The organism is Neorhizobium galegae (genome assembly GCF_017877135.1).
Classification (GTDB): domain Bacteria; phylum Pseudomonadota; class Alphaproteobacteria; order Rhizobiales; family Rhizobiaceae; genus Neorhizobium; species Neorhizobium galegae_A.
In genome coordinates, this window is sequence record NZ_JAGIPH010000001.1 from 416,992 (window position 1) to 441,441 (window position 24,450).

The 24,450-nt window shown below is 64.0% G+C and carries 21 protein-coding genes; 9 read left to right on the forward strand and 12 right to left on the reverse strand.

What is annotated here, in order from left to right; all coding sequences use genetic code 11:
- Positions 1-32: 32 nt before the first annotated feature.
- Positions 33-680, reverse strand: a complete 648-nt coding sequence (locus tag J2858_RS02125; RefSeq protein ID WP_245365518.1) for a hypothetical protein — start codon at positions 678-680, stop codon at positions 33-35.
- 306 nt (positions 681-986) lie between these two features.
- Here J2858_RS02125 and J2858_RS02130 point away from each other — a divergent pair, with 306 nt between their 5' ends.
- Positions 987-1,127, forward strand: a complete 141-nt coding sequence (locus tag J2858_RS02130) for a hypothetical protein (protein ID WP_210103093.1) — start codon at positions 987-989, stop codon at positions 1,125-1,127.
- A 144-nt stretch (positions 1,128-1,271) separates the two neighbouring features.
- Here J2858_RS02130 and J2858_RS02135 read toward each other — a convergent pair whose 3' ends face one another.
- Both J2858_RS02135 and J2858_RS02140 read right to left on the reverse strand, forming a co-directional pair.
- The gene (locus tag J2858_RS02135; RefSeq protein ID WP_245365519.1) at positions 1,272-2,804 is read right to left on the reverse strand and encodes a DNA-packaging protein; all 1,533 of its coding nucleotides are present in this window, start codon (positions 2,802-2,804) and stop codon (positions 1,272-1,274) included.
- 52 nt (positions 2,805-2,856) lie between these two features.
- On the reverse strand, positions 2,857-3,456 hold the full coding sequence (locus J2858_RS02140; protein ID WP_210103094.1) for a hypothetical protein: 600 nt from the start codon (positions 3,454-3,456) through the stop codon (positions 2,857-2,859).
- A 369-nt stretch (positions 3,457-3,825) separates the two neighbouring features.
- Between J2858_RS02140 and J2858_RS02145 the strand changes: the two genes are divergently transcribed.
- Genes J2858_RS02145 through J2858_RS02160 form a run of 4 tightly spaced genes read left to right on the forward strand, consistent with a single transcriptional unit; the run spans position 3,826 to position 8,808 of the window.
- The gene (locus tag J2858_RS02145) at positions 3,826-4,350 is read left to right on the forward strand and encodes a (2Fe-2S)-binding protein (protein WP_210103095.1); all 525 of its coding nucleotides are present in this window, start codon (positions 3,826-3,828) and stop codon (positions 4,348-4,350) included.
- Positions 4,347-5,378, forward strand: a complete 1,032-nt coding sequence (locus tag J2858_RS02150) for an FAD binding domain-containing protein (protein ID WP_210103096.1) — start codon at positions 4,347-4,349, stop codon at positions 5,376-5,378. The genes J2858_RS02145 and J2858_RS02150 overlap by 4 nt, the downstream gene beginning before the upstream one ends.
- Entirely contained in the window at positions 5,375-7,660 is a 2,286-nt protein-coding gene (locus tag J2858_RS02155) for a xanthine dehydrogenase family protein molybdopterin-binding subunit (RefSeq protein WP_210103097.1), read from the forward strand. The genes J2858_RS02150 and J2858_RS02155 overlap by 4 nt, the downstream gene beginning before the upstream one ends.
- Positions 7,657-8,808: a catalase family protein gene (locus tag J2858_RS02160; protein WP_210103098.1), complete on the forward strand. Its 1,152-nt coding sequence runs from the start codon at positions 7,657-7,659 to the stop codon at positions 8,806-8,808. The genes J2858_RS02155 and J2858_RS02160 overlap by 4 nt, the downstream gene beginning before the upstream one ends.
- A 276-nt stretch (positions 8,809-9,084) precedes the next feature.
- On the opposite strand, the gene J2858_RS02165 is transcribed toward J2858_RS02160, so the two are convergent.
- Together J2858_RS02165 and J2858_RS02170 are read right to left on the reverse strand one after the other, a co-directional pair.
- Entirely contained in the window at positions 9,085-9,516 is a 432-nt protein-coding gene (locus tag J2858_RS02165) for an endonuclease domain-containing protein (RefSeq protein ID WP_210103099.1), read from the reverse strand.
- A gap of 502 nt (positions 9,517-10,018) precedes the next feature.
- Positions 10,019-11,509: a protein adenylyltransferase SelO gene (locus J2858_RS02170; RefSeq protein ID WP_210103100.1), complete on the reverse strand. Its 1,491-nt coding sequence runs from the start codon at positions 11,507-11,509 to the stop codon at positions 10,019-10,021.
- 234 nt (positions 11,510-11,743) lie between these two features.
- Between J2858_RS02170 and J2858_RS02175 the strand changes: the two genes are divergently transcribed.
- Positions 11,744-12,379: an outer membrane protein gene (locus J2858_RS02175; protein WP_210103101.1), complete on the forward strand. Its 636-nt coding sequence runs from the start codon at positions 11,744-11,746 to the stop codon at positions 12,377-12,379.
- A 116-nt stretch (positions 12,380-12,495) separates the two neighbouring features.
- On the opposite strand, the gene J2858_RS02180 is transcribed toward J2858_RS02175, so the two are convergent.
- The 7 genes from J2858_RS02180 to J2858_RS02210 all read right to left on the reverse strand — a co-directional run bounded on the left by J2858_RS02180 (position 12,496) and on the right by J2858_RS02210 (position 21,386).
- Complete coding sequence (locus J2858_RS02180; protein WP_245365520.1) at positions 12,496-13,377, reverse strand: glycosyltransferase family A protein; 882 nt, start codon at positions 13,375-13,377, stop codon at positions 12,496-12,498.
- 423 nt (positions 13,378-13,800) lie between these two features.
- Positions 13,801-14,007: a heavy-metal-associated domain-containing protein gene (locus J2858_RS02185; protein ID WP_245365521.1), complete on the reverse strand. Its 207-nt coding sequence runs from the start codon at positions 14,005-14,007 to the stop codon at positions 13,801-13,803.
- Between the two features lie 66 nt (positions 14,008-14,073).
- A complete protein-coding gene (gene cueR, locus J2858_RS02190) occupies positions 14,074-14,508 on the reverse strand; it encodes a Cu(I)-responsive transcriptional regulator (RefSeq protein ID WP_210104099.1) in 435 nt (144 codons plus the stop codon).
- Between the two features lie 8 nt (positions 14,509-14,516).
- On the reverse strand, positions 14,517-17,102 hold the full coding sequence (locus J2858_RS02195) for a heavy metal translocating P-type ATPase (protein WP_210103102.1): 2,586 nt from the start codon (positions 17,100-17,102) through the stop codon (positions 14,517-14,519).
- Positions 17,103-17,176: 74 nt separating this feature from the next.
- Positions 17,177-17,938, reverse strand: a complete 762-nt coding sequence (locus J2858_RS02200) for a hypothetical protein (RefSeq protein ID WP_210103103.1) — start codon at positions 17,936-17,938, stop codon at positions 17,177-17,179.
- 964 nt (positions 17,939-18,902) lie between these two features.
- A complete protein-coding gene (locus tag J2858_RS02205) occupies positions 18,903-19,796 on the reverse strand; it encodes an NAD-dependent epimerase/dehydratase family protein (RefSeq protein WP_210103104.1) in 894 nt (297 codons plus the stop codon).
- Positions 19,797-20,915: 1,119 nt separating this feature from the next.
- Positions 20,916-21,386 (reverse strand): YcgN family cysteine cluster protein, encoded by a 471-nt coding sequence (locus tag J2858_RS02210; RefSeq protein WP_210103105.1) that lies wholly within the window; start codon positions 21,384-21,386, stop codon positions 20,916-20,918.
- Between the two features lie 183 nt (positions 21,387-21,569).
- Between J2858_RS02210 and J2858_RS02215 the strand changes: the two genes are divergently transcribed.
- The 3 genes from J2858_RS02215 to J2858_RS02225 all read left to right on the forward strand — a co-directional run bounded on the left by J2858_RS02215 (position 21,570) and on the right by J2858_RS02225 (position 24,413).
- A complete protein-coding gene (locus J2858_RS02215) occupies positions 21,570-23,765 on the forward strand; it encodes a transglycosylase domain-containing protein (protein WP_210103106.1) in 2,196 nt (731 codons plus the stop codon).
- A 73-nt stretch (positions 23,766-23,838) separates the two neighbouring features.
- On the forward strand, positions 23,839-24,120 hold the full coding sequence (locus J2858_RS02220; protein ID WP_210103107.1) for a BrnT family toxin: 282 nt from the start codon (positions 23,839-23,841) through the stop codon (positions 24,118-24,120).
- On the forward strand, positions 24,099-24,413 hold the full coding sequence (locus tag J2858_RS02225) for a BrnA antitoxin family protein (RefSeq protein ID WP_210103108.1): 315 nt from the start codon (positions 24,099-24,101) through the stop codon (positions 24,411-24,413). Before J2858_RS02220 ends, J2858_RS02225 begins: the two co-directional genes overlap by 22 nt.
- The last annotated feature ends 37 nt before the right edge of the window (positions 24,414-24,450 follow it).

Sequence of the window (24,450 nt, forward strand, 5' to 3'; positions counted from 1 at the left end):
AAGCGGCCGTCAGCCGGTTGAGGGGAAAACCGTCACGCCGCCTTCGTGTAGCTTATGCTGGCATAGAAGGCGCGCGCATAGCGGGCCACGTCATCGGCGCGGTCCATGCGGTTGATGATCTGGCGGGCGCCACTCCAGTCCTCGGTTCTGTCGTTGAAGAAATCGCCGAGCGATTTTCCGGTAAACCGTCCATGGATCATCCCGTCGAACAGGATGCGGGTGGCGGTAGCGTCATCGAGCGCCGCATCGGGCGTCTGTTCGATGCCATAGGTGCGGTAGTTTGCCCGCCCGGTGATCTGCACCAGGCCGCGCCCGCGAAAGGTCCAGCCATCGCCGCTTGCCTCATTGCCATTGCCCAGCCGGTTGGCATAGGCGCGATTGGCGATCTTTTCCGGCTTGCGGGCATAGGCTGCGGCTTCTGCCGGCGTGAAGTAGCGCGGAAACGTCTTCAGCAGGCCCGGCGCGCCATAATTCAGGTTCTCGCTCACCGGCTGCATGGCAGCACCGGTTTCGTGATAGGCCGTCGCCAGCACATAGGCCAGCCAGCGGTCGTCGCTCTGTGCATGCTGGCCTTCCCAATAGGCGAGGATGGCCTCAAACCCCTCGCCCTGGCTCGGCGACATTCCCGTCTTAAACAGCGTATCGGCAATGTGATAGAAGAAAAACGTGTGGTTGATCATTGCTCCCATCCCCTTTATCGCGCCTGCCTCATGCAGGGTCGTCCGGCGCCCGGCGCCGCAACCATGATGCCACATCTGCGGCCGTTTGCACGCACCATTGCGGGACGTCCGCTGCCTCTTTTCCGGTCAGCCACCTGTCTCTTTACAAGGCAGATGCCGCAGCGCAGCATTCATCGAAAAATTTCAATCGATTTTTAATTTTGCTAATCGGTTTAGACCCTTAGTCGTCCTTTACAAACTCCTAACGCTATGGAACCTAGCGGTCACAGGTTCGTTATACGGCCCGGCAATCACCAGAAGGAGATCATGATGATGCAGCAGACCGTCCCCGCCGCAGGCAGTGCCGCCAGCACCAAGCAGCAGATCCCCCAGCATCTGGTCGAGCGTCTGGAATCCGAATGGAAGCAGATGCGCGAAACTGCAGCCGTGGCGGTCCCCGCACGCTGATGTGACGCGCTGATTTCCAGCCTGAGATCGTCCGTTGCCGGCCCGCCTCGTGCGGGCCGTTTCCGTTTGGGTGGGGCCGCCTCGTGCGGGCCGTTTCCATTTGTGGTGCCGTCTCGTTGTGGGCCGTTTCCCTTGGCCGGGCCGTCAGAGCCCGCGCACCCGCGGCTCGCCCTGCCCGTCCAGCATCAGCGCCGTCAGCGCCCAGACCAGCGCATCCAGCCGGTCGGGGGAACGGCCGGACGACAGCCCGTCCGGGCCGAAGTCGCACATCTGGTCTTCCAGTTCGCGAAAGCGCGCCGCATGCAGCACGCGGCCCTGCTCGTAGAGCGCGGCCACCGGCTCGGCGCGCAGGAACTTGCCGCGCGTCGCCCTCACCTGCGTCAGCGGCAGCTGTTCGTCGATGCTTTTCAGCATGGCCGCCACCATCTCGCCGCCCTGGTTGACTTCGGCAACGACGCGATCGGCGCCGAAGCGGTGAAAGACCTTCACCACCGCCCGCGCCCAGCCGGAAGGGCTGAACCCCTCGACCGAACAATCGGCCAGCACCACCGCCCTCTGGCTGCCCTTTGCGCCTGCCCCGCCTTCCGCAACGGCCGCCGTCTCGAGCCCCGCCACGACAATGCCGCAGCACGACGCAGCCCCCATGCCGGACGGCGGGTCGACCGCCACCACGATCCGGCCGAGCGCTGCCGGCACGCGCTGCGTCAGCGCCTCCAGCTGCGCCCGTTTCCACAGCGCATCGTCCCGGTCCTCGATCAGGTCGCCATCCAGTTCCTGGCGTCCGAGCCGCGTGCCGCCATAGCGTCCTTCGAGCGCCGAGAGGAACCCGGGAGCGAGGTTTTCCGCATTGTCGCGCGTCGAGATCTTGACGAGCCGCGTGCCGGCATCGGCGATCAGCTGTTTCAGGATCGGCACCGGCCGCGGCGTCGTCGTCACCAGCTGGCGCGGATCCTGCCCGAGCCGCAGCCCGAACTGCAGCATATCGAAGGTTTCCTGCGCATGCTTCCACTTGGCCAGCTCGTCGCACCAGGCATAGTGGAACTGCGGCCCGCGCAGGCTTTCCGGATCTTCCGAGGAAAAGATCTGCGCCACAGCCCCGTTTCGCCAGACCAGCCGGCGGCGGGAAATCTCGAAATCCGGCGCTTTGCTGCCGGCAATCCGGCAGATGCCGGACACGCCGTCGATCATCACCTCGCGCGCGTCGCCCAGCGTCTCGGCCACCAGCGCAATGCGCAGCTCGGAGCGGGATCCGGCACTGGCCAGCGACTGCACCCATTCGGCGCCGGCGCGCGTCTTGCCGGAGCCGCGCCCGCCCATGATCAGCCAGGTGCGCCAGTCGCCTTGCGGCGGCTGCTGCTCCGTGCGTCCGGCAACGGACCAGCTCCGCTGCACGCGAAGCGCATGGCGCCTGACGAGCGCCGGAAGGTAAAGCACCTCGGCAACCGCCTCGACGGCGGGACCGGCAGGCACCGCGCAGGCATTTTTCGCGCTCCCGCCATCCGCCGCCCGAGCCCCGCGAGCCGCCTGAACCGCTTGAGCCTCCGGCTCTTCCGGTACGCCAGCCGTTGCGACAGGACTGGCCGCGACAAGGTTCGCGCCATGCATCTCTTGCGCAAACGTGCGGCCGGCGCCTTCCGCCGCCCTCTCCTGCCGCCAGACCTCCTGAAACGTTGTCATGTCCCGCCTATACCCGGCCAAAAGGTCCAATACGTCGTCCAGTCGCTTCTGCTCATCCGCTGTCAGCGCCACCGGGCAGGGCCCAAGCCGCACCGCCCGGCTCGCCACCATCAGCGCTCCGTGCGCGCTGCCATTCCAGAAAGAGCGCCTGCGCCCGTTCGCCGGCCCGCGCCTCGATAAGCGCCTCGACAGTGCGCATGGCTTCTTCATAACCGCCCTCGTCCGCTTGCCGCTCCGCCTCTGCGGCCCGGTCGCGCGCCAGCTGGCGCTGCAGGCTGTCGACCTTTTCGAGTGTGCGCACGATGAGCGACATGGCGTCTGTTGCCGCCTTCAGGTCGGCGCGCGCCAGCTTCTGCGCCGCATCGTCCGCTCCTTCGGTGCCACACGCGCCCGTCGTCTGTTCAGCGGCGGTACGAAGCGCGCGAAACGCTAGAAACTGCGCCCGCATTTCGCGCGTCATCTCGTTCAACAACAGCCGAAGCTCTTCGGCGCCGGATGCATCGCAGGCCGCAGCCAGCGCATCGGCCGATTTTTTCTCAAGCTGCACGCGCTCGGCCGTCTGCGCCGCCGTCTCGATGGCAAGGGGCGCGGACCCCGCGTCTGCGTCAAAGCAGCCGAACAGCGAAAGATCCACCATCGCAAAGTCCTGCATGACCCCGCATCCTTCCTTCGATCCACAGCCCACGCTGCGACACGGCCGAGCGCCGGCCGCGCACCACCGCACGCACCCTGCCATTGCCGATATCGCTGGATAAAAAAACGGCCCCAGGTCGGGAAAACCTGGAGGCCGTAGACTGGAAGCATCTGGCGTCCGGCGTCTGCGGCCGGTCGCAATTCTTCGACTATGACAAGACCCTATCAAACGACCGTCACGCCGTCAAGGATTATTTTCCTATCACGGAAAAGTTTTTTTGTGAGCCTCAATCACGACCAATGCCATTTCCGCCGGAACAAAGCCGCCGGACCTCCCGTTCTGGCTTCCATGACCCCCAAGCGCAGACCTCAAGAAAAGGATGATGCCATGGATCTCGGCCCGGCGCGCGCGCCCTCGCCCACCATTCCCGTCACGCTCACCGTCAATGGCAGGCGCCAGCAGCTGGAGCTTGCGCCCTTCGTCACGCTGCTCGATCTGCTGCGGGGCGATCTGGCGCTCACCGGCACCAAGAAAGGTTGCGATCACGGCCAGTGCGGCGCCTGCACGGTGCTGGTCAACGGCGTGCGCATCAATTCCTGCCTGAAATTTGCCGTCAGCCTGGATGGCGCCGAGATCACCACGATCGAAGGGCTCGGCACACCGGATAACCTGCATCCGTTGCAAAAGGCCTTCGTCGAGCATGATGCCTATCAGTGCGGCTATTGCACGCCCGGCCAGATCTGTTCCGCCGCGGGCCTTCTGTCGGAAGGTCACGCCCATTCGCGGGAAGAGATCCGCGAACTGATGAGCGGCAATCTCTGTCGCTGCGGCGCCTATACCAACATCGCCGATGCGATCGAGGAGGTGATGGCCGCAGACAGCGAGACCACCGTGCGGGAGGCTGCCGAATGAGACAGTTCAGCTATCTGCGCCCGACGGGCATTTCCGATGCCGTGGCAGCGCTTGCCGCCGAACCGACCGCCCAGCTTCTGGCCGGCGGCACCAATCTTGTCGATCTCATGAAATACGATGTCGCCCAGCCGAGCGCCGTCATCGACATCAACGGCCTGCCCCTGAAGGAGATCGAGACGCTGGAGGACGGCGCCTACCGCATCGGCGCGCTCACCACCAACAGCCAGGTCGCCTATGATGCGGGCATCGCGCGCGATGTGCCGCTCCTCTCCTCGGCCATTCTTGCCGGCGCCTCGCCGCAGCTGCGCAATGCCGCCACCTCAGGCGGCAATCTCTCGCAGCGCACCCGCTGCTATTATTTCTACGATCCATCGACGCCCTGCAACAAGCGCGAGCCGGGCTCCGGCTGCTCGGCCATCGGCGGCGTCAACCGTATCCACGCCATTCTCGGCGCCTCCGATGCCTGCATCGCCACCCACCCCTCCGATATGTGCGTGGCGCTCGCCGCACTCAATGCCACCGTCGAAGTCACCGGCCCGACCGGCGCGCGCACCATTCCCTTCCTCGATTTCCATCGCCTGCCCGGCGATCATCCCGAGCGCGACAACACCCTTCAGACCGGCGAGATCGTCACCGGCATCCGCGTCGAGGGTGGCCGCTTTGCCGCCCATCACAGCTATCTGAAACTGCGCGACCGGCTCTCCTATGCCTTCGCGCTGGTTTCGGTCGCGGCAGCACTTGACCTCGATGGCGACACGATCCTTGACGCCCGCGTGGCGCTCGGCGGGGTCGCCCACAAGCCCTGGCGCGATCCGCTCGCCGAGGCGGAACTGTCAGGACAGCCCGCGACCCGCGACACTTTCGAGGCCTTCGCAAGCCGTCTTCTCTCCGGCGCCAAAGGCCAGGGCCACAATGATTTCAAGATCCCGATGGCGAAGAAGGCCATCGTGCGCGCCCTGATGCAGGCAGCCTCCGGCCGTCCACAGGTGCAGTCGGAAAAGCGCGTGCGCGAAGGAGAAAGCCTATGACCAGACAGACCAGAACCGGACCGCTCGAGACCGCCGATCGCGTCATCGGCTTTCCGCTGTCGCGCATTGAGGGGCCGCTGAAAGTCACCGGCACGGCACCCTATGCCGCCGAACACCAGAGCGCCGACATGCTGCACGGCTTCGTGGCACTTGCCACGATCGCCAGCGGCCGCATCGCCCGCATCGACACCGCCGATGCGGCGGCCTTCCCCGGCGTCGTGAAAATCTACACCCACGACAACCGCCCGCGCACCGCCTGGTGGGACAGCGCCTGGAAGGATGAGGTGGCGCTTCCCGGCCATCCGTTCCGCCCGCTTGAAAACGACCGCGTGCTGTTTGACGGCCAGCCCGTCGCCTTCGTCGTCGCCAATACCTTCGAGGCCGCCCGCGATGCGGCCGCCCTCATCCGCATCACTTACGAGGCAGATCAGCCGAAGACCAGCATCGAGGTCGAAAGCGAAAAATCCTACGTGCCAAAGGAAAAGCGCTCCGGCATCGCGCCGCCGCCTTCTCCGCGCGGCAATGCGGATGAGGCCTTCGCGGCCGCCCCCTTCAAGCTGTCGTCCAACTATACGCTGGAAGGCGAGCACCACAATCCGATGGAGCTGTTCGCCACCACCGTCCTCTATGAGGGCGAGGGCCGCCTCACCATCCACGACAAGACGCAGGGCTCGCAGAACAGCCAGGGCTATGTCTGCGGCATTTTCGAGCTGAAGCCGGAGAACGTGCGGGTGTTCAACACCTATGTCGGCGGCGCCTTCGGCTCGGGCCTTCGCCCCAAGCACCAGCTGTTTCTCGCCACCATGGCCGCGCTGGATCTGAAACAATCGGTGCAGCTGGAACTCAGCCGGCGCGAAATGTTCTATCTCACCTGGCGCCCGGCCACGGTGCAGACGGTCAAGATGGCCGCCGATGACAACGGAAAGCTCACCGCGATCCTCCACCACGCCGTGCAGGCCACCTCGCTCTACGAGGATTATCAGGAAGTGGTCGTCAACTGGTCGGGGCTGCTCTACCGCTGCGACAACGTCAAGCTCACCTATGAACTGGCCGAAATGACCGTCTCCACCCCAGGCGACATGCGCGCGCCCGGTGCCGCCACCGGCGTTTTTGCGCTGGAATCGGCCATTGACGAGCTGTCCTACCAGGTCGGTCTTGATCCGCTCGATATGCGCGTGCGCAATTTCGTCCATGTCGACCAGAACCAGGATCTGCAGCTGACCTCGAAGGCGCTGCATGCCTGTTACCGTCAAGGCGCCGAACGTTTCGGCTGGGAGAAACGCCTGCACGCCCCCCGCTCCATGCATGACGGGCCGGATCTCGTCGGCTGGGGCATGGCAACCGGGGTGTGGGAGGCACAGCTGACGGAGGCGACCGCCCGGGCGCGGCTCAGTGCGGATGGCAGCGTCACCGTCTCCGCCGCCGCTTCCGATATCGGCACCGGCACCATGACGATCCTTGCCCAGATCGGCGCGGAAGCTTTTGGCGTTGACGCCGAACACGTCACCGTTCGGATCGGCGACAGCCAGTTGCCCAAGACCTCGGTCGAGGGCGGCTCGTGGACGGCAGCCTCCACCGGATCGGCGGTCGCCGCGGCTGCCACTGCCGTGCGCCAGACCCTTCTCGATGCGGCAAAGGACATGGATGCCTCGCCCTTCGGCAAGGACGTGACGGTCGAACAGACCGCGATCCGCGACGGCCGCCTCGTGCTTGAGATCAACGATCAGGTCGGCGTTGCGCTCACCGATATCCTGGCATCGAAAAACCTGACCTTCATCGAGGAAGAGGCAAAGGTCGCGCCGGATGCGCAGCAGGCGAAAAAATTCGTCAGCTACACCCATGCCGCCCATTTCGTCGAGGTGATGATCGACGAGGAGCTGGGCGTCATCCGTGTCACCCGCGTCGTCACCGCCGTGGCCGCCGGCCGCATCCTCAACCCTAAAACCGCGCGCAGCCAGATCCTCGGCGGCGTCGTCATGGGCATCGGCATGGCGCTGCATGAGGAGGGCATGATCGACCATCGCACCGGCCGCATCATGAACCACAATCTTGCCGAATATCATGTGCCGGCCCATGCCGACATCCACGATATCGAAGTGATCTTTGTCGAAGAGCATGACGACAAGGCAAGCCCGATCGGCGTCAAGGGGCTCGGCGAGATCGGCATCGTCGGGATCGCCGCCGCCGTCGCCAATGCCATCTACCACGCAACGGGCACGCGCGTGCGCCACCTGCCCATCACCATCGACAAGGTATTTTACGCCAAGGAGGCAGCCGAATGACCCGCCATCTCCCGGACAATCCGCTGCGCTACACGCCCGATGTCGAGGATATCCACCCCGACGAACCGCAACTGGCGCAGGCGCTCGCAGACACGCTCTTGTCGATTTCCTACAAGACCTATGCCGACAGCGCCCACGCCATCCGCGCCGTGCATGCCAAGAGCCACGGCCTCTTGAGCGCCGAGGTGGAGGTGCTGGACAACCTGCCGCCCGAACTTGCGCAGGGCGTGTTTGCCGAACCCGGCACCTATGAGGCGATCATCCGGCTCTCCACGACGCCCGGCGATATCCTGCATGACAGCGTCTCGGCCCCGCGCGGCATGGCCTTGAAAATCCTCGACGTGACGGGCGAGCGGCTGCCGGGCTCGGAACGGTCGCGGTCGCAGGATTTCGTCATGGTGAACGGCAAGGTTTTCAACTCACCGAGCGGCGAGGCGTTTCTGGCGAGCCTCACGCCGCTTGCCGCCACCACCGACCGGGTGGAAGGCGCCAAGAAACTCGTCTCGAAAGTGCTGCGCGGCGTGGAAGGCGCGCTCGAAGCCGTCGGACGCGAAAGCACGACGCTCAAGGTCATGGGCGGCCAGCCGCTCACCCACATGCTCGGCGAGAGCTTTTTCACCCAGGTGCCGGTCCGCTTTGGCGATTATATCGCAAAGCTCGGCGTGGTGCCGGCTTCCGACAACCTGAAGGCGCTGGTCGACCGCAGAATCAGCGTGGGAGACGATCCCGACACGCTGCGCCACCTCCTGGCGGAGTTTTTTGAAACCGAAACGGCGGTCTGGCACCTGCAGGTGCAGCTCGCCACCGACCTTGAGGCCACGCCGATCGAGGCGCCGATGACGCCGTGGGACGAGGAGAAAAGCCCCTACATCACCGTCGCCACCATCACCGCCGGCCCGCAGACCGCCTGGAGCAAGGAGCGCTCCCGCCAGGTGGATGACGGGCTGAAATTCTCCCCCTGGAACGGCCTCGCCGCCCACCAACCGCTCGGCCAGATCATGCGGCTGCGCAAGCTCGCCTACGAACGCTCCTCCGCCTTCCGCTCCGAGCGCAACCCCACTGCCGTCACCGAACCCATCACCTGCCCCTTCGCGCCCAAGACACCGGCAAGCGTGGTGGAGGAAACGGGGGCAAGGGTGTTTCCGTAAGGGGCCTCGCCCGCAGCTGCCTTACTGCCCCTCACCCTAACCCTCTCCCCGCCTGGCGGGGAGAGGGAACGAGATTGCCGATGTCGCAACAGCCTAGCTGAACCTTTCGAAAGCTGGAAAGCCATCAATCGCAAGATCAGAAGCGGGAGCCGGTAGTTAGGAGGTAGGAGGTAGGAGGTAGGAGGTAGGAGGTAGGAGGTAGGAGGTAGGAGGTAGGAAACAAAGCAGTACCCCCCACCGCAACAGGTCCCCTCTCCCCGCCAAGCGGGGAGAGGGCTAGGGTGAGGGGCAATCCTCACCCCGCAGCGGATCCAAGAAAGCTGGATAGAACCGCAGGTCATAAGCGTCGACCCTCTCCACAAGCCGCCCGTCGAGCACCGCAAGAACAGTCTCCAGAACCTGCGGCATCGCGCGCAAGACATCGACATTCCAGAACCGCAGCACCGACCATCCGCAACGACGCATGAACGCGTTGCGAACCACATCCCGGTCATTGCCGGCATGCTGACTTCCATCCACCTCCACGACCAGCAGCTGTTCGCGACAGGCAAAATCCGCGAAATAGGGACCGATCGGAAGCTGTCGCACGAACTTGCATCCGCCCAGCTGCCGATTGCGCAACTGCGACCACAGCTTCAGTTCCGCATCATTCTCCACCTGCCGCAATGCCCGCGCCCGCGCCGTGGTCGTCTCCCGTCGCCCCCGCATCCGCTCCCCCTTCCATCGCAGACCGAAGGGTACGCCGGCTCAGCCTTTTCGCAAGTGGGCACGGCATCGAGGCGCTGAAGACTGCATCCTTCTGAAGCCGGCCCCTCACCCTAACCCTCTCCCCGCCTGCGGGGAGAGGGGACGAGATTGCCGAGATCGCGGCAGCCCACATGAACGTCTCCACAGCAGGACAACCGTCACCCGTCAGGCAGGACGTAGGACGTGGATCGTAGGAGGTGGATCGTAGGAGGTGGGAGGCAGGAGGTAGGAAGTAGGAAGTAGGAAGTAGGAAGGGGAAACCGAACGGCAGCGGCAACCGCAACAGGGTCCCCTCTCCCCGTGGTGACGGGGAGAGGGCTAGGGTGAGGGGCAATCTTCAGCAGGCAGGAAGCAGAAGCAGGAAGGGGAAACCGAACGGCAGCGGCAAGCGCAACAGCGTCCCCTCTCCCCGTGGTGACGGGGAGAGGGCTAGGGTGAGGGGCACTCTTCAGCAGCCAAGAAATCACGTCCCGCAGAATGTCCGCAGCACCCGCTCCTCGTCGCGTGGCGCCTGCGTCAGGGCGGTAAATTCCGGCCGGTCGGTATAGGGGTCGGCGACGGCTGCAACCAGCGTTTCGAAGGGTGACAGATCGCCGGCCATGGCGGCGACGATCGCCTCCTCGATGCGGTGGTTGCGGGCAATGAGCGCCGGGTTGACGCGGCGCATCAGCGTGCCGGCATCGCCGTCCTCCCGGGCAAGGCGGGCGCGCCAGAGGGGAAGGAAGCGTTCCGCCTTGTCCCAGGGCGCAAAGCCTTCGAGGAAGGCGGCTTCCGCATCCAGCCGGGCCTTGTCGTCGCCACCCTGCGCATCGGCAAGCGCAAGCTTTGTCAACCGCCGGAAGGTGAGCGTAAAATCCGCCCGCCCTTCGTGCATGGCAGACAGCAGCGCCTGGATGAGTTCGCCATCGCCCTCCTCGGGCGCGCCGGCAATGCCGATCTTTTGCGAAAACACCGACAGCCAGGCAGCCTGGAACCGTTCGCCGAACGCTTTCAGCACGCCGTTTGCCGCCTCCACCGCCTTTTCCTCGTCGGCATCAAGCAGCGGCAGCAGGCATTCGGCCAGCCGCGCAATGTTCCATTGGCCGATGCCGGGCTGGTTGCGATAGGCATAGCGGCCCTGCTGGTCGATGGAGGAAAACACCTTCATCGGGTCGTAGTCGTCGAGGAAGGCGCAAGGGCCGAAATCGATCGTCTCGCCCGACACCGTCATGTTGTCGGTGTTCATCACGCCATGGATGAAGCCGACGCCGAGCCAGCGCGCGATCAGCTCCGCCTGGCGGGCCGAGACGGCCTCCAGCAGTGCAAGATAGGGATTGTCCGCCTGTTTCAGCGCCGGATAATGCCGCTCGATGACATAGTCGGCGAGCGTGCGCACTCCGTCCGTGTCGCCCTGGGCGGCAAAATACTGGAACGTGCCGATGCGCACATGGCTTGCCGCCACCCGCACGAAGACGGCGCCCGGCAGAACCGTTTCGCGCTGAACGCCCTCGCCGGTCAAAACGGCGGCAAGCGCGCGCGTTGCCGGAATGCCAAGGCCCGCCATGGCTTCGGAGACGATGTATTCGCGCAGTACGGGGCCAAGTGCTGCGCGCCCATCGCCCCGTCGGGAAAACGGCGTCGGCCCGGCGCCCTTCAGTTGGATGTCACGCCGCACGCCCGTCTCATCCACCACCTCGCCCAGAAGGATAGCCCGGCCATCGCCCAGCCGCGGCACGAAATTGCCGAACTGGTGGCCTGCATAGGCCATGGCAAGCGGTTCTGCGCCCGGCGGCAAGACATTGCCGGAAAAAATTGCTGCCAGCCGCGCCGTATCCGCCTCGTCAAGGTCGAGCTTCAGTTTTTTCGCAAGCGGCGCATTGAATTTGATCAGCACCGGCCCTTCGACGGCTTCGGGATAGACCGAGGAGTGAAACTTCACCGGCAGGCGCGCATAGGAATTATCAAAAGGAAACAATGGATTACTCCTTGATCGGCAAGAGTGGCCGCAACCCTTCCGCCCTCTGCTTCACCCCAGCATATGGGGTCGCGCGGCCCGCCCGCAAGCCATGGGTCGAGGCGCCGGCCATCGCCTTTTTCTTGGGCGTTCGATTCATTTTCGGGCATTCATGACACCCTGTTGTATTTCAGCTACAGCTTTTTCTTCGGCGTGCACTACATGCTCCCTTGTCTCCAAGAAAGGGAATGCACCATGAAAAAGATCCTCTTCCTCGCATCGAGTGTCGCACTCTTCGGCTCTTCCGCTGCCTTTGCCGCTGATGCCATTTACGAAGCACCGCAGGCGCCTGTGGCTCAGGAAGTTGCCGCACCGGCCTTCTCCTGGACCGGCGCGTATATCGGTGTTCTCGGCGGTTACGGCTGGGGCAACGGCGATTTCGACGGCGGTGTCAACGGTTCGGAAGATTTCGACGGCGGCCGTATCGGCGGTTTCGTCGGCTATAACTGGGAACTGTCCTCGGGCTTCCTGGTCGGTCTTGAAGGCGACGTGAACTACGACTGGAACGAACAGACGGTTGCTGGCGCTGATGTCGGCACCGACTTCTCCGGCTCCGTACGTGGCCGCGTCGGCTACGCCATGGACCGTGCAGTGATCTTCGCAGCCGGCGGCTGGACGGCCACCAACGGTTACGTCGACGGCGCAGGCGTTGATGAAAACAAGACCTTCAGCGGCTGGACCGTTGGCGGTGGCGTCGATTACGCCTTCACCGACAAGATGTTCGGCCGTCTGGAATACCGTTACAACGATTACGGCGACAAGAACATCGCCGGCACCAATGTCGATTTCGACCAGCACGTGGTCAATGTCGGCCTCGGCGTCAAGTTCTGATCGCCTGACTTCAGGCATCTGAGCAGAATCGGAAAAGCCGGGCCGGCACTTGCAGGCCCGGCTTTTTCGCGTCCGGATTTTTTTCCGCGGCGACGCCTCAGACCACGGTGCGGGCCTCACATCTCCATGCCGAACTGCGCCCGGCGCGCGTAATCGAGACGGCGAAGGCAAAGCGCATTGCGCAGCAGGCGGCGCGGATGCGACAGCGTCTCGCGGTTGAGGAGATGCGCCCGCAGCACCCCTTTCGAGCGGCTATGCGCCTCGCCATGGCCGACGCGGTAGATTGCCCCGGCAAACGGCAGCGGCTGAAGAGCGCATCCACGCGCGCGCAAAATACTCTCTATCTTGATATGGCTACCCATCATCGCCTTCACCCAGTCGATCGGTGCGTCCTCGGCGCGCTCCGGCAGTTCGTAAAGGTCGGCGCGCACCAGATGCGAGGTGCCGCAGAGCCTGTTGAAGCCGCTCTGGCGCATCAGGAAGGAACTGCCCTCGCTCCAAAGATAGCCGTGGTCGACATACCAGCCGGGCAGGTCCGGCTGGCCTTCGGCAAAGGAGACGATGTCGCGGCTGACGAAATCATCATCGTCCACCACCATGAAGAAGCGCGCGCCGCGCGCCGCCAGCATGCCGGCCAGCACCCGCCTGCCCTTGTCGGTGCGCACGGCCTCGTAGATCGCCTCGCGGTTGGAATGATCCATCTCGTAGAGCGGATTGGGCGGAAGATCGACGCGCACGGCAAAAAATCCGGCAGGCAGCTCCGGCAGTTGCGCCTCGCGATTGGCAACGATCACGCACAGCCAGTCGGGCGAGCGCTGCGCGGCAATCGATCGCATCGTCTCCGACAGGCGCTCGATCAGCCGCGGCCAGTCGCGGGCATTGGCGGGATGACGCACCGGAATGATGAAGGCAACGCTCTTGCCGGCGGCAAGCCGTGGCTTCGGTTCGGGCGTCGCAGGATTTGCAGGAGTTTCGCTTCTCGACAGGACATGAACCATAGGCACTTCCCCGGGTTTGCGAAGGCGACAGGCAGCAACGGGCCGCAAAAAGCCGTCGCCGGCGCGCGGTCGCACCGACGGGATGACGGCCTGTCGTCCTTCAGAACATCCTTGGCCACAAGGGGCATCGCGGATGGGTTGCGCTTCGCCACCGGATACGTGGCATGAAATATCGTACCCGAAGCAGGTAGATGAAGCCGCCGGAATACGTCAAAATCAAGCCGGCATAGAATTTCTATTCTAACGCGATGTCGCAGCTAGCGTCCGCTTGCCTCAGATTGCAGGCCCAGGCGGTCAGAAAAGCGTCGTGGGAGGGGATGCCGACAGGCGGCTGATCAAGCGTGGCCCCTCAAGATCCGGGCGCCGGGGGTCCCCAAAAACCCTCCCCCCGTCGACACGGGGAAAGGGCGTGGAAAATGCCGCTCAGGCGTTGGCGAGCTTCTCCGGCGTATAGCCGGCCTCGCGGATGGCCGCTTCCGCGACCGCGGCATTGCCGCCGTCGAGCGTCACCCGGTGTTCGGCGAGATCCACCGCCACCGGCACGCCGGGAAGCGCCTCGGAAAGGGCTGCCTTCACCGCCTTTTCGCAATGGCCGCAGCTCATGTCCGGTACGAGGAAGGTTGTCGTCATGATCGATGTCTCCTGTTCATGGTCATCCGTATGTGTTCACGTCCCGTCCCTGCCCTTGCGGGAAGGTCAACCGTCCCGCGTGTGGGCGAAAGATGGGTCGGCGCCTTCCGCCCCGTTGCCGGCGAGGTCCTCCAGGATCGGGCAATCGGGCCGCGCATTGCCGCTGCAGCAATGGGCGAGATGTTTCAAAGTCTTGACCATGGTCTGCATCTCGCCGATGCGCCGTTCCAGATCGGCGATATGGCTTGTCGCCACCGCCTTGACGGCGGCACTTTCCCGCTCGCGGTCCTGCCAGAGCGCCAGCAGGCGTTCGGTCTCCTCCAGCGAAAAGCCCAGCGAACGGGCCCGCTTGATGAAGCGCAGCACATGCACCTCATCCTCGCTGTAGATCCGGTAATTGTTGGCGGTGCGGGCACTTGGCCGGATCAGCCCGATCTCCTCGTAATAGCGGATCATCTTGGCCGAGACGCCCGACGCGCTTGCTGCCTGCCCGATATTCATCCCGATATTCATGCGGCCTCCTTCTGGACCGTGAGGCGCTTCAGCCTCAGCGCGTTGGAGAGAACGAAAATGCTGGAGAGTGCCATGGCGCCCGCCCCGATCATCGGCGACAGCTGGATGCCGAAGGCCGGATAGAGCGCGCCGGCCGCCAGCGGGATCAGCGCGACATTGTAGCCGAAGGCCCAGAACAGGTTCTGGCGGATGTTCTTCATCGTCGCCCGGCTGACCGCAATGGCCGAGACGACGCCCGTCAGCGCGCCGTTCGACAGCACCACGTCGGCGCTTTCAATGGCGACATCCGTGCCCGTGCCGATGGCAATGCCGATATCGGCAAAGGCAAGCGCCGGCGCATCATTGATGCCATCGCCGACAAAGGCGATCTTTGGGGCCGCGCCTGCCGCGTCCCGCCCGGTACGGATCGCCCGGATCGCCTCCACCTTGCCGGCCGGCAGAACCTCGGCCACCACCTCTTCGATGCCGACCGCACGGGCAATCGCCTGCGCCGTGCGGGCATTGTCGCCGGTCACCATGGCAACCGATAAGCCCATGGCCTTCAGCTCAGCAATCGCGGCCATGCTTGTTGGCTTTACGGGATCGGCAACCGCCAGGATCGCCGCAAGCCTGCCGCCGATTGCCGCATAAAGCGGTGTCTTGCCCTCGTCGCCGAGCCGCGCCGCCCCTTCCGCAAACTCTGCCACCGAAAGCCCGAGTTTTTCCATGAAGCGATCAGCACCCACGGCAACAGTCACCCCGTCCACCACGGCTTCGATGCCATAACCCGGTTCAGCCTTCACCGCCTGCGCCTCGCCGATCGCAAGCCCGCGCCTTTTGACCGAGGCGACGATCGCCTCTGCGACCGGATGTTCCGACCGCGCCTCGACGGCGGCCACCTGGACGAGAACCGCGTCCGTCTGAAACCCGTCCGTCACCACGATATCGGTGAGTTCCGGGCGTCCCGCAGTCACCGTGCCGGTCTTGTCGAGCACCACGGTGGTGACACCGGAGAGCGCCTGCAGCGCATCGCCCTTGCGAAACAGCACGCCGAGATCGGCCGCCCGCCCGGTGCCGACCATGATCGAGGTCGGCGTTGCAAGCCCCATGGCGCAGGGGCAGGCAATGATCAGCACGGCAACCGCCGCCACCAGCGCATGCGGCAGCACCGGCTCCGGCCCGACCAGCAGCCAGATGGCGAAGGTGAGCAGCGCCACCGCAATCACCGCCGGCACGAACCAGCCGGTCACCCGGTCTACCACCGCCTGGATGGGCAGCTTTGCCCCTTGCGCCTGTTCCACCAGCGCGATGATCTGCGAAAGGACCGTGTCCTTCCCGACTTTTTCGGCGCGAAAGCGAAAACTGCCGCTGCCATTGATGGTGCCGCCGATGACGTTTGTGCCAACCCTCTTTTCCACCGGCAGCGGTTCGCCCGACATCATCGATTCATCGACAGAGGAGGCGCCATCGATCACAGTGCCATCCGCCGCCACGCGCTCGCCCGGCCGGACGATCACCACGTCTCCCGGCACCACCTCGTCGGTTGCAATGTCGAACACGGAACCGTCGCGCTCCACCCGCGCCGTCTTTGCCTGCAGGCCCATCAGCCGGCGGATGGCAGCGCCCGTGCGTCCGCGGGCACGCGCCTCCAACAGCCGCCCGAGCAGGATCAGCGTCACGATGACGGTTGCTGCCTCATAATAGACGAAGCGCGATTGTTCGGGCAAAAGCTCGGGCAGGAAGGTCACCACCAGCGAATAGAGATAGGCGGCGGTCACACCGACGGCCACCAGCGAATTCATTTCCGGATGGCCGCGAAACAGGGTCGGAAAGCCGGCCTTCAGGAAACGCCATCCCGGCCCGAAGATGACGGCCGTGGCAAGCGCCGCGTAGATGTAATAGAGCACCTGCGTGTCCACCGCGCCCATCAGGACATGGTGGAAGGGCGGATAGAGGTGGCCGGCCATTTCCAGCGCAAAGAGCGGCAGCGTCAGCACGGCGGACAGTACGAGATCACGCTTCAGAAGGCCGGCATCCTCGTCATGATGGTTGTGCGCGTGGCCCTCTGCCGTTCCGTCATGACCTTCAGCATGGGAAGATCCGGCGGCCATGCCCGTCTCGGCCCCGGTGGCAGCCTTTGGCGCGGCGAGCGCAAACCCCGCCGCCTTGAGTGCCGTAATCAGCGCCCGCTTGCCGTCGCGGCCAAACATTTCGGCTGCGATCTCGGCCCGTCCGGGCGCGATGTCGGTCAAGACAACGCCCTCAACCGCCCTCAGCGTTGCCTCCAGCCGGGCAACTTCCTCGGCCTGCGGCGCCTTTGCAAGCGTCAGCGCGATACGCTCCGCCTTCGGCTCGTAGCCGGCCTTGCGAATGGCGGCGGCAAGTTTTTCGGCGGAAAAACCGGCGCCGGGCTCCACCGTCAGGCTTTCGGTGGCAAAATTGACCGCGCTTGTAGCAACGCCTTCCACCTTGGCCGCCGCCAGTTCCACGCGGCGCACGCAGGAGGCGCAGGTCATGCCCTCGACCGGAATGACGATCGGGTCTTGCGTGGGGCGGCCGGCGGGTGCGGCAGTGAGGGATAGGTGGGACGGCACGGAAGTCATGGGCGGGGTCCTTGGATTACCCGCCCCATGTAGGGCTTCCCATCATGGGAAGGTCAAGGGCATCGGCGCAAAAACTATCCCATGCGATAGAGAAAGAGCTGCGTGCGGCGCCGGTCGGAAAGCTCCCAGACTTCGTCCGGCTCGACACCGTCCACGGCAAAGCTGTTGGAGACGAGCAGGCTTTCGGGCTTCATTTCGGCGCGGGCCTTTGTGTAAAGCGCCGCCATCGGCTCGGGCGACAGAAAGGCGTAAGCGACATCGATCTCGGCAAGATCGGCCGCCCACAGATCCTGCCGCCGGATCGTGCCCCGGTGCGTCAGCGCCGACAGCGCGCGCGCAATCATGAAGGCCATGGGCGCCGTCTCGACGCCCGACGCCTGAAATCCCGCCGCACTCAGCGCCCGCACCACGCCGCCAAAGCCGCAGCCGAGATCGATGAAGCGGTCTGCCCCCCGGTCGCGCATCAGCTGGCAAAGCGCCTGCGCGGTCGCACGGTTGCTGAGGTAGAGCGGCACGCGCTCGCGCGCCGTGTTGGAAAAGAACAGGTAGAGCAGCACGAACCCTGCCGCAAACGGCCAGGCCGGCAGATCGCCGAGATGAAGCCCTAGAAAAACCGCCGGCGGAAACAGAAGCGCAATCCACAGCCACCAGACCGGCAGGCGCAGCAAGACACTCACCCCCGCAGCAACACAGGCCTGCACGGCAACGAGCACCGCCATCCCCACTCCCGGCGCCAGCCGCCCCGCCAGCATCACCGCCAACCCAAACGTCACCACCCCCGCCATCAGCTGGGCAAGGGTTGCGGCAAGAATGGGATAGCGGCGAATCGTGTTCATCGGGCAACCGGCGTGTGTCTGCCACGGTTGTGCGAAAACGCAGGGCGCAACACAAGGGGTTTTGCGGCTGTGGCTCTTCGGGGTGATCGCGCGGGTCTTGGTGACGCATTGGTAACCGAACAGGCGTTGGCGCCAGACGCTACACCGTCAACCAAACCGGCCTTCGCGCGAGAGGTTACCCCCCCCCTGCCTTGCCAGGCATCTCCCCCACAAGGGGGGAGATCACCGTGCTGAAACCTCTTCGGCCTCATTGGCCGGGGTGCAAAGGCCTCGTTGCTTGGACCCAAAAGCCACATTGCCGGGGCGAAACAGTCTCATTGCTTGGACGGTAAAAACTTCGTTAGCTGGGGACGTGAACGACAGCCACTCTGCTGATCTCCCCCCTTGTGGGGGAGATGTCCGGCAGGACAGAGGGGGTAAACCCCGCATGCCAACACAAGAGGCCTTCGCGTGAGAGGCTACCCCCTCTGCCTTGCCAGGCATCTCCCCCACAAGGGGGGAGATCACCGTGCTGAAGCCTCTTCAGCCTCATTGGCCGAGAGGCAAAGGCCTCGTTGCTTGGATCCCAAAGCCTCATTGCGTGAGCGCTTAATCACTTCGTTTACCATGGACGTGAGAGGCCAGCCGCTCTGCCGATCTCCCCCCTTGAGGGGGGAGATGTCCGGCAGGACAGAGGGGGGTGAACCCCGCATGCCGACCAAACCAGCGTCCGCGCCAGAGGCCAACCCCCTCTGCCTTGCCAGGCATCTCCCCCACAAGGGGGGAGATTACCGTGCTGAAACCTCTTCGGCTTCATTGGGCTGGGCTCAGAAATGCTCATTGCTTAGATCCACAAGCCTCATTGCTGGGCCGCCCCAAAAACCTCGCTTGCTGGGGACGTGAGCGCCAGCCGCCTGCCAATCTCCCCCCTTGAGGGGGAGATCAGAAGCGGGGCACCCTTACGTTTCCCCCGACACGTTCCTCATTAGTCGTTCACATACTTGCGCCAATCATGCTCCTCGACAAAGCCCAGCACGGTGCGGATCTTGGCATTGCTGATCGGCGCGGCATAACCTTCGAGTTCGCCGGTGATCGGCGTGCCGGGGGCGTATTTGGCCAAAAATTCGCGGGTGGGTTCGCGCGCGGTGATGGTGTCGTTGACCGCGTTGAACACCTGGAACCCCAGGCCGTCCGTCTCAAGGCCGCGCCAGACGATCTGGCCGAGATCGCGCGCATCGATATAGCTCCAGGCATTGCGCTTGCGGCTTTCCGGCTTGGCGAGGAAGCCCGGGAAATTCGCATAGTCCTCCGGCGAGATGACATTGCCGATGCGAAGCGCGTAGATATCGGCCTTGTAGCGCATGGCAAAGGCGCGGGCGGTCTTTTCGTTCACCACCTTGGAGAGGCCATAGCTGTCCATCGGGTCGACATCATACTCTTCGGTGAGCGGAAACTGGTGGTAATCCTTGTCGCCCTCGGCAAAGCACACACCAAAGGTCGTCTCGCTGGAAGCGATGATGACCTTGCGGATACCAAGCTTCATCGCCGCCTCGATGACGTTGTAGGTGGAGAGCGTGTTGGCGGCGAAGGTGGTGTTGTCGGGCTTCAGGAGAATGCGCGGCACGGCGGCAAAATGCACCACCGCATCGACCGGCGCCGGCCCCTTGCCGGTTTCGAGGCCTGAAAAATCAAAATGCATGGAGAGCGCATTGAACACCTGCCCGCTGTCGGTCAGGTCCACATTCAGCGTCGTCACGCCCTCGCAATCGAGGGGCACCAGATCGAGGTTGAACACCTCATAGCCCTTGGCCGTGAGATACGGCACCGCATGACGCCCCGCCTTGCCGCTGCCGCCGGTAAAAATGACCCGCTTGCCCATCACCAAAAATCCTCCCGTATGTGTCTGGCTGGGCAAGACATAGGGTGCCGGGCGCAAAATGGGAATGGCCGAGCGGCGGATGACCGCTTGCCATGGACGTGAGCGGCCAACCGCTCTGCCGATTTCCCCCCGTGTGGGGGAGATGTCCGGCAGGACAGAGGGGGGTGAACCCCGCATGAGACCAAACCAGCGTCCGCGCCAGAGGCTACCCCCTCTGCCTTGCCAGGCATCTCCCCCACAAGGGGGGAGATCACCGTGCGGATGCCTCTTCAGCCTCATTGGCCGGGGCGCAAAGGCCTCGTTGCTTGGACCTTAAAGCACCGTTGCGTGGCCCTAATCACTTCGTTCGCTAGGGACGCGAGCGGCCAGCCGCTCTGCCGATCTCCCCCCTTGTGGGGGAGATGTCCGGCAGGACAGAGGGGGTGAACCCAGCATGCCAACCAAACCGGCGTCCGCGCCAGAGGTTACCCCCCTCTGCCTTGCCAGGCATCTCCCCCTCAAGGGGGGAGATCAGCGTGCGGATGCCCCTTCAGCCTCATTGGCCGGGGCGCAAAGGCCTCGTTGCTTGGGTCCAAAAGCCACATTGCGCGGACGCGTAAATCACTTCGTCTGCCATGGAGATGAGCGGCCAACCGCCTCCCGATCTCCCCCCTTGAGGGGGAGATGTCCGGCAGGACAGAGGGGGGTGAACCCCGCATACAAACCAAACCAACGTTCGCGCGAGAGGTTATCCCCCTCTGCCTTGCCAGGCATCTCCCCCACAACGGAGGAGATCACCGTGCCGAAGCCTCTTCAGCCTCTTTGGCCGGGGGGCGGAAAGCCGCATGCTTGGACCCAAAACCCATATTGCATGGGCGCCTAATTACTTGGTGTGCCATGGACGCGAGCGGCCAGCCGCTCTGCCAATCTCCCCCCTTGTGGGGGAGATGTCCGGCAGGACAGAGGGGGTGAACCCCGCATGCCAACCAACTCGGCGTCCACGCCAGAGGCTACCCCACATGCCAACCAAACCGGCGTTTGCGCCAGAGGCTACCCCCTCTGCCTTGCCAGGCATCTCCCCCACAAGGGGGGAGATCACCGTGCCGAAGCCTCTTCAGCCTCTTTGGCCGGGGCGCACTCTCATCGCCGCGCCTGCGCCGTTTCGCCCACATGCAGCGGCCAGTCGATGAGGTAGTCCTCGAAATCCTCGACATCCACATCCAGCTCGCTCACCGTGCGGTTCCTCGCCGAAATACCGGCCTGGTGGACGGTGTCGGGGCTGCCGGAGACGAGCGGGTGCCACCAGTAAAGATCCTCGCCGTCGCGCACCAGCCGATAGCCGCAGGTGGGCGGCAGCCAGCTGATCTCGTCGACGGCGGACGGTGTCAACTGGATGCATTCCGGAACGGTCGCCTGGCGGTTCTCATAGTCGGAGCAGCGACAGCTTTCCCCGTCCAGCAGCCGGCAGGCAACGGACGTGAAGGCCACTTCGCCGGTGTCCCAGTCCTCCAGCTTGTTCAAGCAACAGAGACCGCAGCCGTCGCAGAGGCTTTCCCATTCCGCCTGGCTCATCGCCTCCAGGCTTTTCGTTTTCCAGAACTGATTTTCCATCTTGTCTTTTTTAGCACCGGCTGAACATAGTTTGCCGAACGGTTTTGTGAATGGCTCGCGCCGGCGGCATAAACCCCGCGTCAACCATTTATAAGCCATTGCTGCCTAAAGCAGTCCCCGAGGCTTTTCGTCGTTTGTTTGCCAAGCGTCAAGCTCTTGAGGTCCAGACGAGGAAGATCCACGGTGCAGGACGATCCCGCTCCCCCGCAACGATCGAAGAGACCGCGCACCCGGCGCCACCTTCTGCTGCGCGCCGACAGCTGGATCGATTCCACCGTCTGGAACCTCGGCTTCAAGCTGTCCGAGCTCTGGGAAGAGATCACCATCTTCTCCCGCAAATTTCGCGTGCGCGGCTGGAAGCGCGTGGTGGTGGAGCTCGCCGACGAGGCGATGACGTTCGGCACCGCCGGCTTCGTGCTACTTTTGGCCTTAGCGCTTCCGGCCTTTGAGGAAACCAAGGAAGACTGGCGCTCGCGCGGCGATTTTGCCGTAACGTTTCTCGATCGCTACGGTAACACGATCGGCCATCGCGGCATCATCCACGAGGATTCGGTGCCCGTCGACCAGTTGCCGGATCATCTGGTGAAGGCGGTTCTGGCCACCGAAGACCGCCGCTTCTTCAGCCATTTCGGCATCGATTTCTTAGGACTTGCCCGCGCGCTCAATGAAAACGCCAAGGCCGGCGGCGTCGTGCAGGGCGGCTCTACGCTGACGCAGCAGCTGGCGAAAAACCTCTTCCTCACCAACGAGCGCTCGCTGGAGCGAAAGATCAAGGAAGCCTTTCTGGCGCTCTGGCTGGAAGCGAACCTGTCGAAGAAGGAAATCCTGTCGCTCTATCTCGACCGCGCCTATATGGGTGGCGGAACCTTTGGGGCGGCGGCCGCCGCGCAGTTCTATTTCGGCAAGAACATCACGCAGGTGAACCTCGCCGAGGCTGCCATGCTTGCCGGCCTCTTCAAGGCGCCGGCGAAATACGCTCCCCATGTCAACCTGCCCGCCGCGCGCGCCCGCGCCAACGAGGTTCTGACCAATCTCGTGCAGGGCGGGCTGATGAGCGAGGGACAGGTGATCGCTGCCCGCCGCAACCCGGCCAGCGTCATCGACCGGGCCGCGACCACCGCGCCTGACTATTTTCTCGACTGGGCATTCGAAGAGGTGCAGAAACTTGCCGATGCCGGCAAGCTGAAGAAGCATTCCGTCATCGTGCGCACCACCATCGACATGGGCCTGCAGCAGGCCGCCGAAGAGGCGATGGAATCGGGCCTTCGCGAATATGGCGAGAGCTACCGCGTCAAGCAGGGCGCGCTGGTGATGATCGAAAACGGCGGTGCCGTGCGCGCCATGGTCGGCGGGCGCGACTATGGCGAAAGCCAGTTCAACCGCGCCACCAAGGCGCTGCGCCAGCCGGGCTCCTCCTTCAAGCTCTATACCTATACGGCCGCCATGGAGAAGGGTTTTACACCGGAAACGATGATTTCGGACGCGCCGATCACCTGGCGCGGCTGGTCGCCGCAAAATTATGCCCGCTCCTACAAGGGCCGCGTCACGCTTCTGTCGGCCATGGCGCAATCCTTGAACACGGTGCCGGTGCGCCTTGCCAAGGAGGAGCTCGGCACGGAAATCATTGCGGAAACGGCGAGGAAAATGGGCGTCGAGACGGCGCTTCGCACCGACAAGACGATTCCGCTCGGCACGTCGGAAGTCACCGTGATGGATCAGGCGACCGCCTATGCGGTGATGCCGGCCGGCGGCGTGCAGTCACGCCGGCACGGGGTGGCGCAGGTGGTCGATTACGACGGCGACGTGCTTTACGATTTCGAGCGCGACGAACCGGCGCCAGTCCGCATCGTCTCCGAGCAGGCCACATCGTCGATGAACCGCATCCTTACCCAGATCCCGGTTATCGGCACCGCCAAGCGCGCAGCCCTCGACGGCGGCATCGTCACCGGCGGCAAGACCGGCACCTCGCAGAGCTACCGCGATGCCTGGTTCATCGGCTTTACCGGCAATTACACCGCCGCCGTCTGGTTCGGAAACGATGATTTCACCTCGATGAACAACATGACCGGCGGCTCGCTGCCGGCCATGACCTTCAAGAAGCTGATGGACTACGCCCATCAGGGCATCGAGCTGAAACCCATTCCGGGCATCGACAATCCGTTGCCTTCCGGCACCCATGTCAAGGGTCCGGCGCTCGCCGACAAGGGCGAGGCAAACGGCCTGCCGGCGCTGTCCCGCCCCCGCTCGCTCTCTGCCGATACCACCCGCCTCCTGCGCCGCCTCGCCCAGTCCTTCGCAGCCGCCCCTCCGCTGAAGGCCCCGCCGCAGACGCTTGCCGGCGGCAAGGCGCAGGTGGTGAAGGTGAAGGGCGCGCCGTGAGGGAATCTCCGGCAATGACCGCCCGGGCTTTCAAAAACCTTGCAAAGCCAATTTAATGTAGCTACATTAAATCATGAAAGTCGTGTGGGACGAGCGCAAGAGACTGATCAATCTTTCCAGGCATGGTCTGGATTTTGCGGATGTTGTCGACCTCGATTGGACCACCGCGCTGGTGGAAGATGCCAAGCCCGACGCCAACGGGAAACGGCGACTGAAAGCGATCGGCTATTTCCGGGATGGAACTGCGGCCGTGATTTTCGCCAACCTAGGTACTGAGGCAATCTCGATTATCAGCTTTCGCCCAGCCAGCGCCAAGGAAGCAAGGAGACTGGTATGGCAAGGACACCGGCAGTAAAGACCCCGCCCGCTAACACAGAGTATAGCCGCGACGAATGGGATAGCGTCGATTTTCCGGAACTGACCGATGCGGAACTGGATGCGATGCGCCCTGCGCGCGAAGTTCTTCCGGAAGCGTTCTTCAAAGCCATAGAAGAGCAACGGAGAGGGCGTGGGCGCCCGGTCGTGGAAAACCCCAAAAAGCAGGTAACGCTAAGGCTTGACGAAGAGGTAGTTGCCCGCTTTCGCGAGAGCGGGAAAGGCTGGCAGGCGCGCATGAATGATGCATTGCGCAAAGCCGTGGGGCTTTGAGCGACACCGCTGGAACCTTGACTTGAGGCGAAGGGGA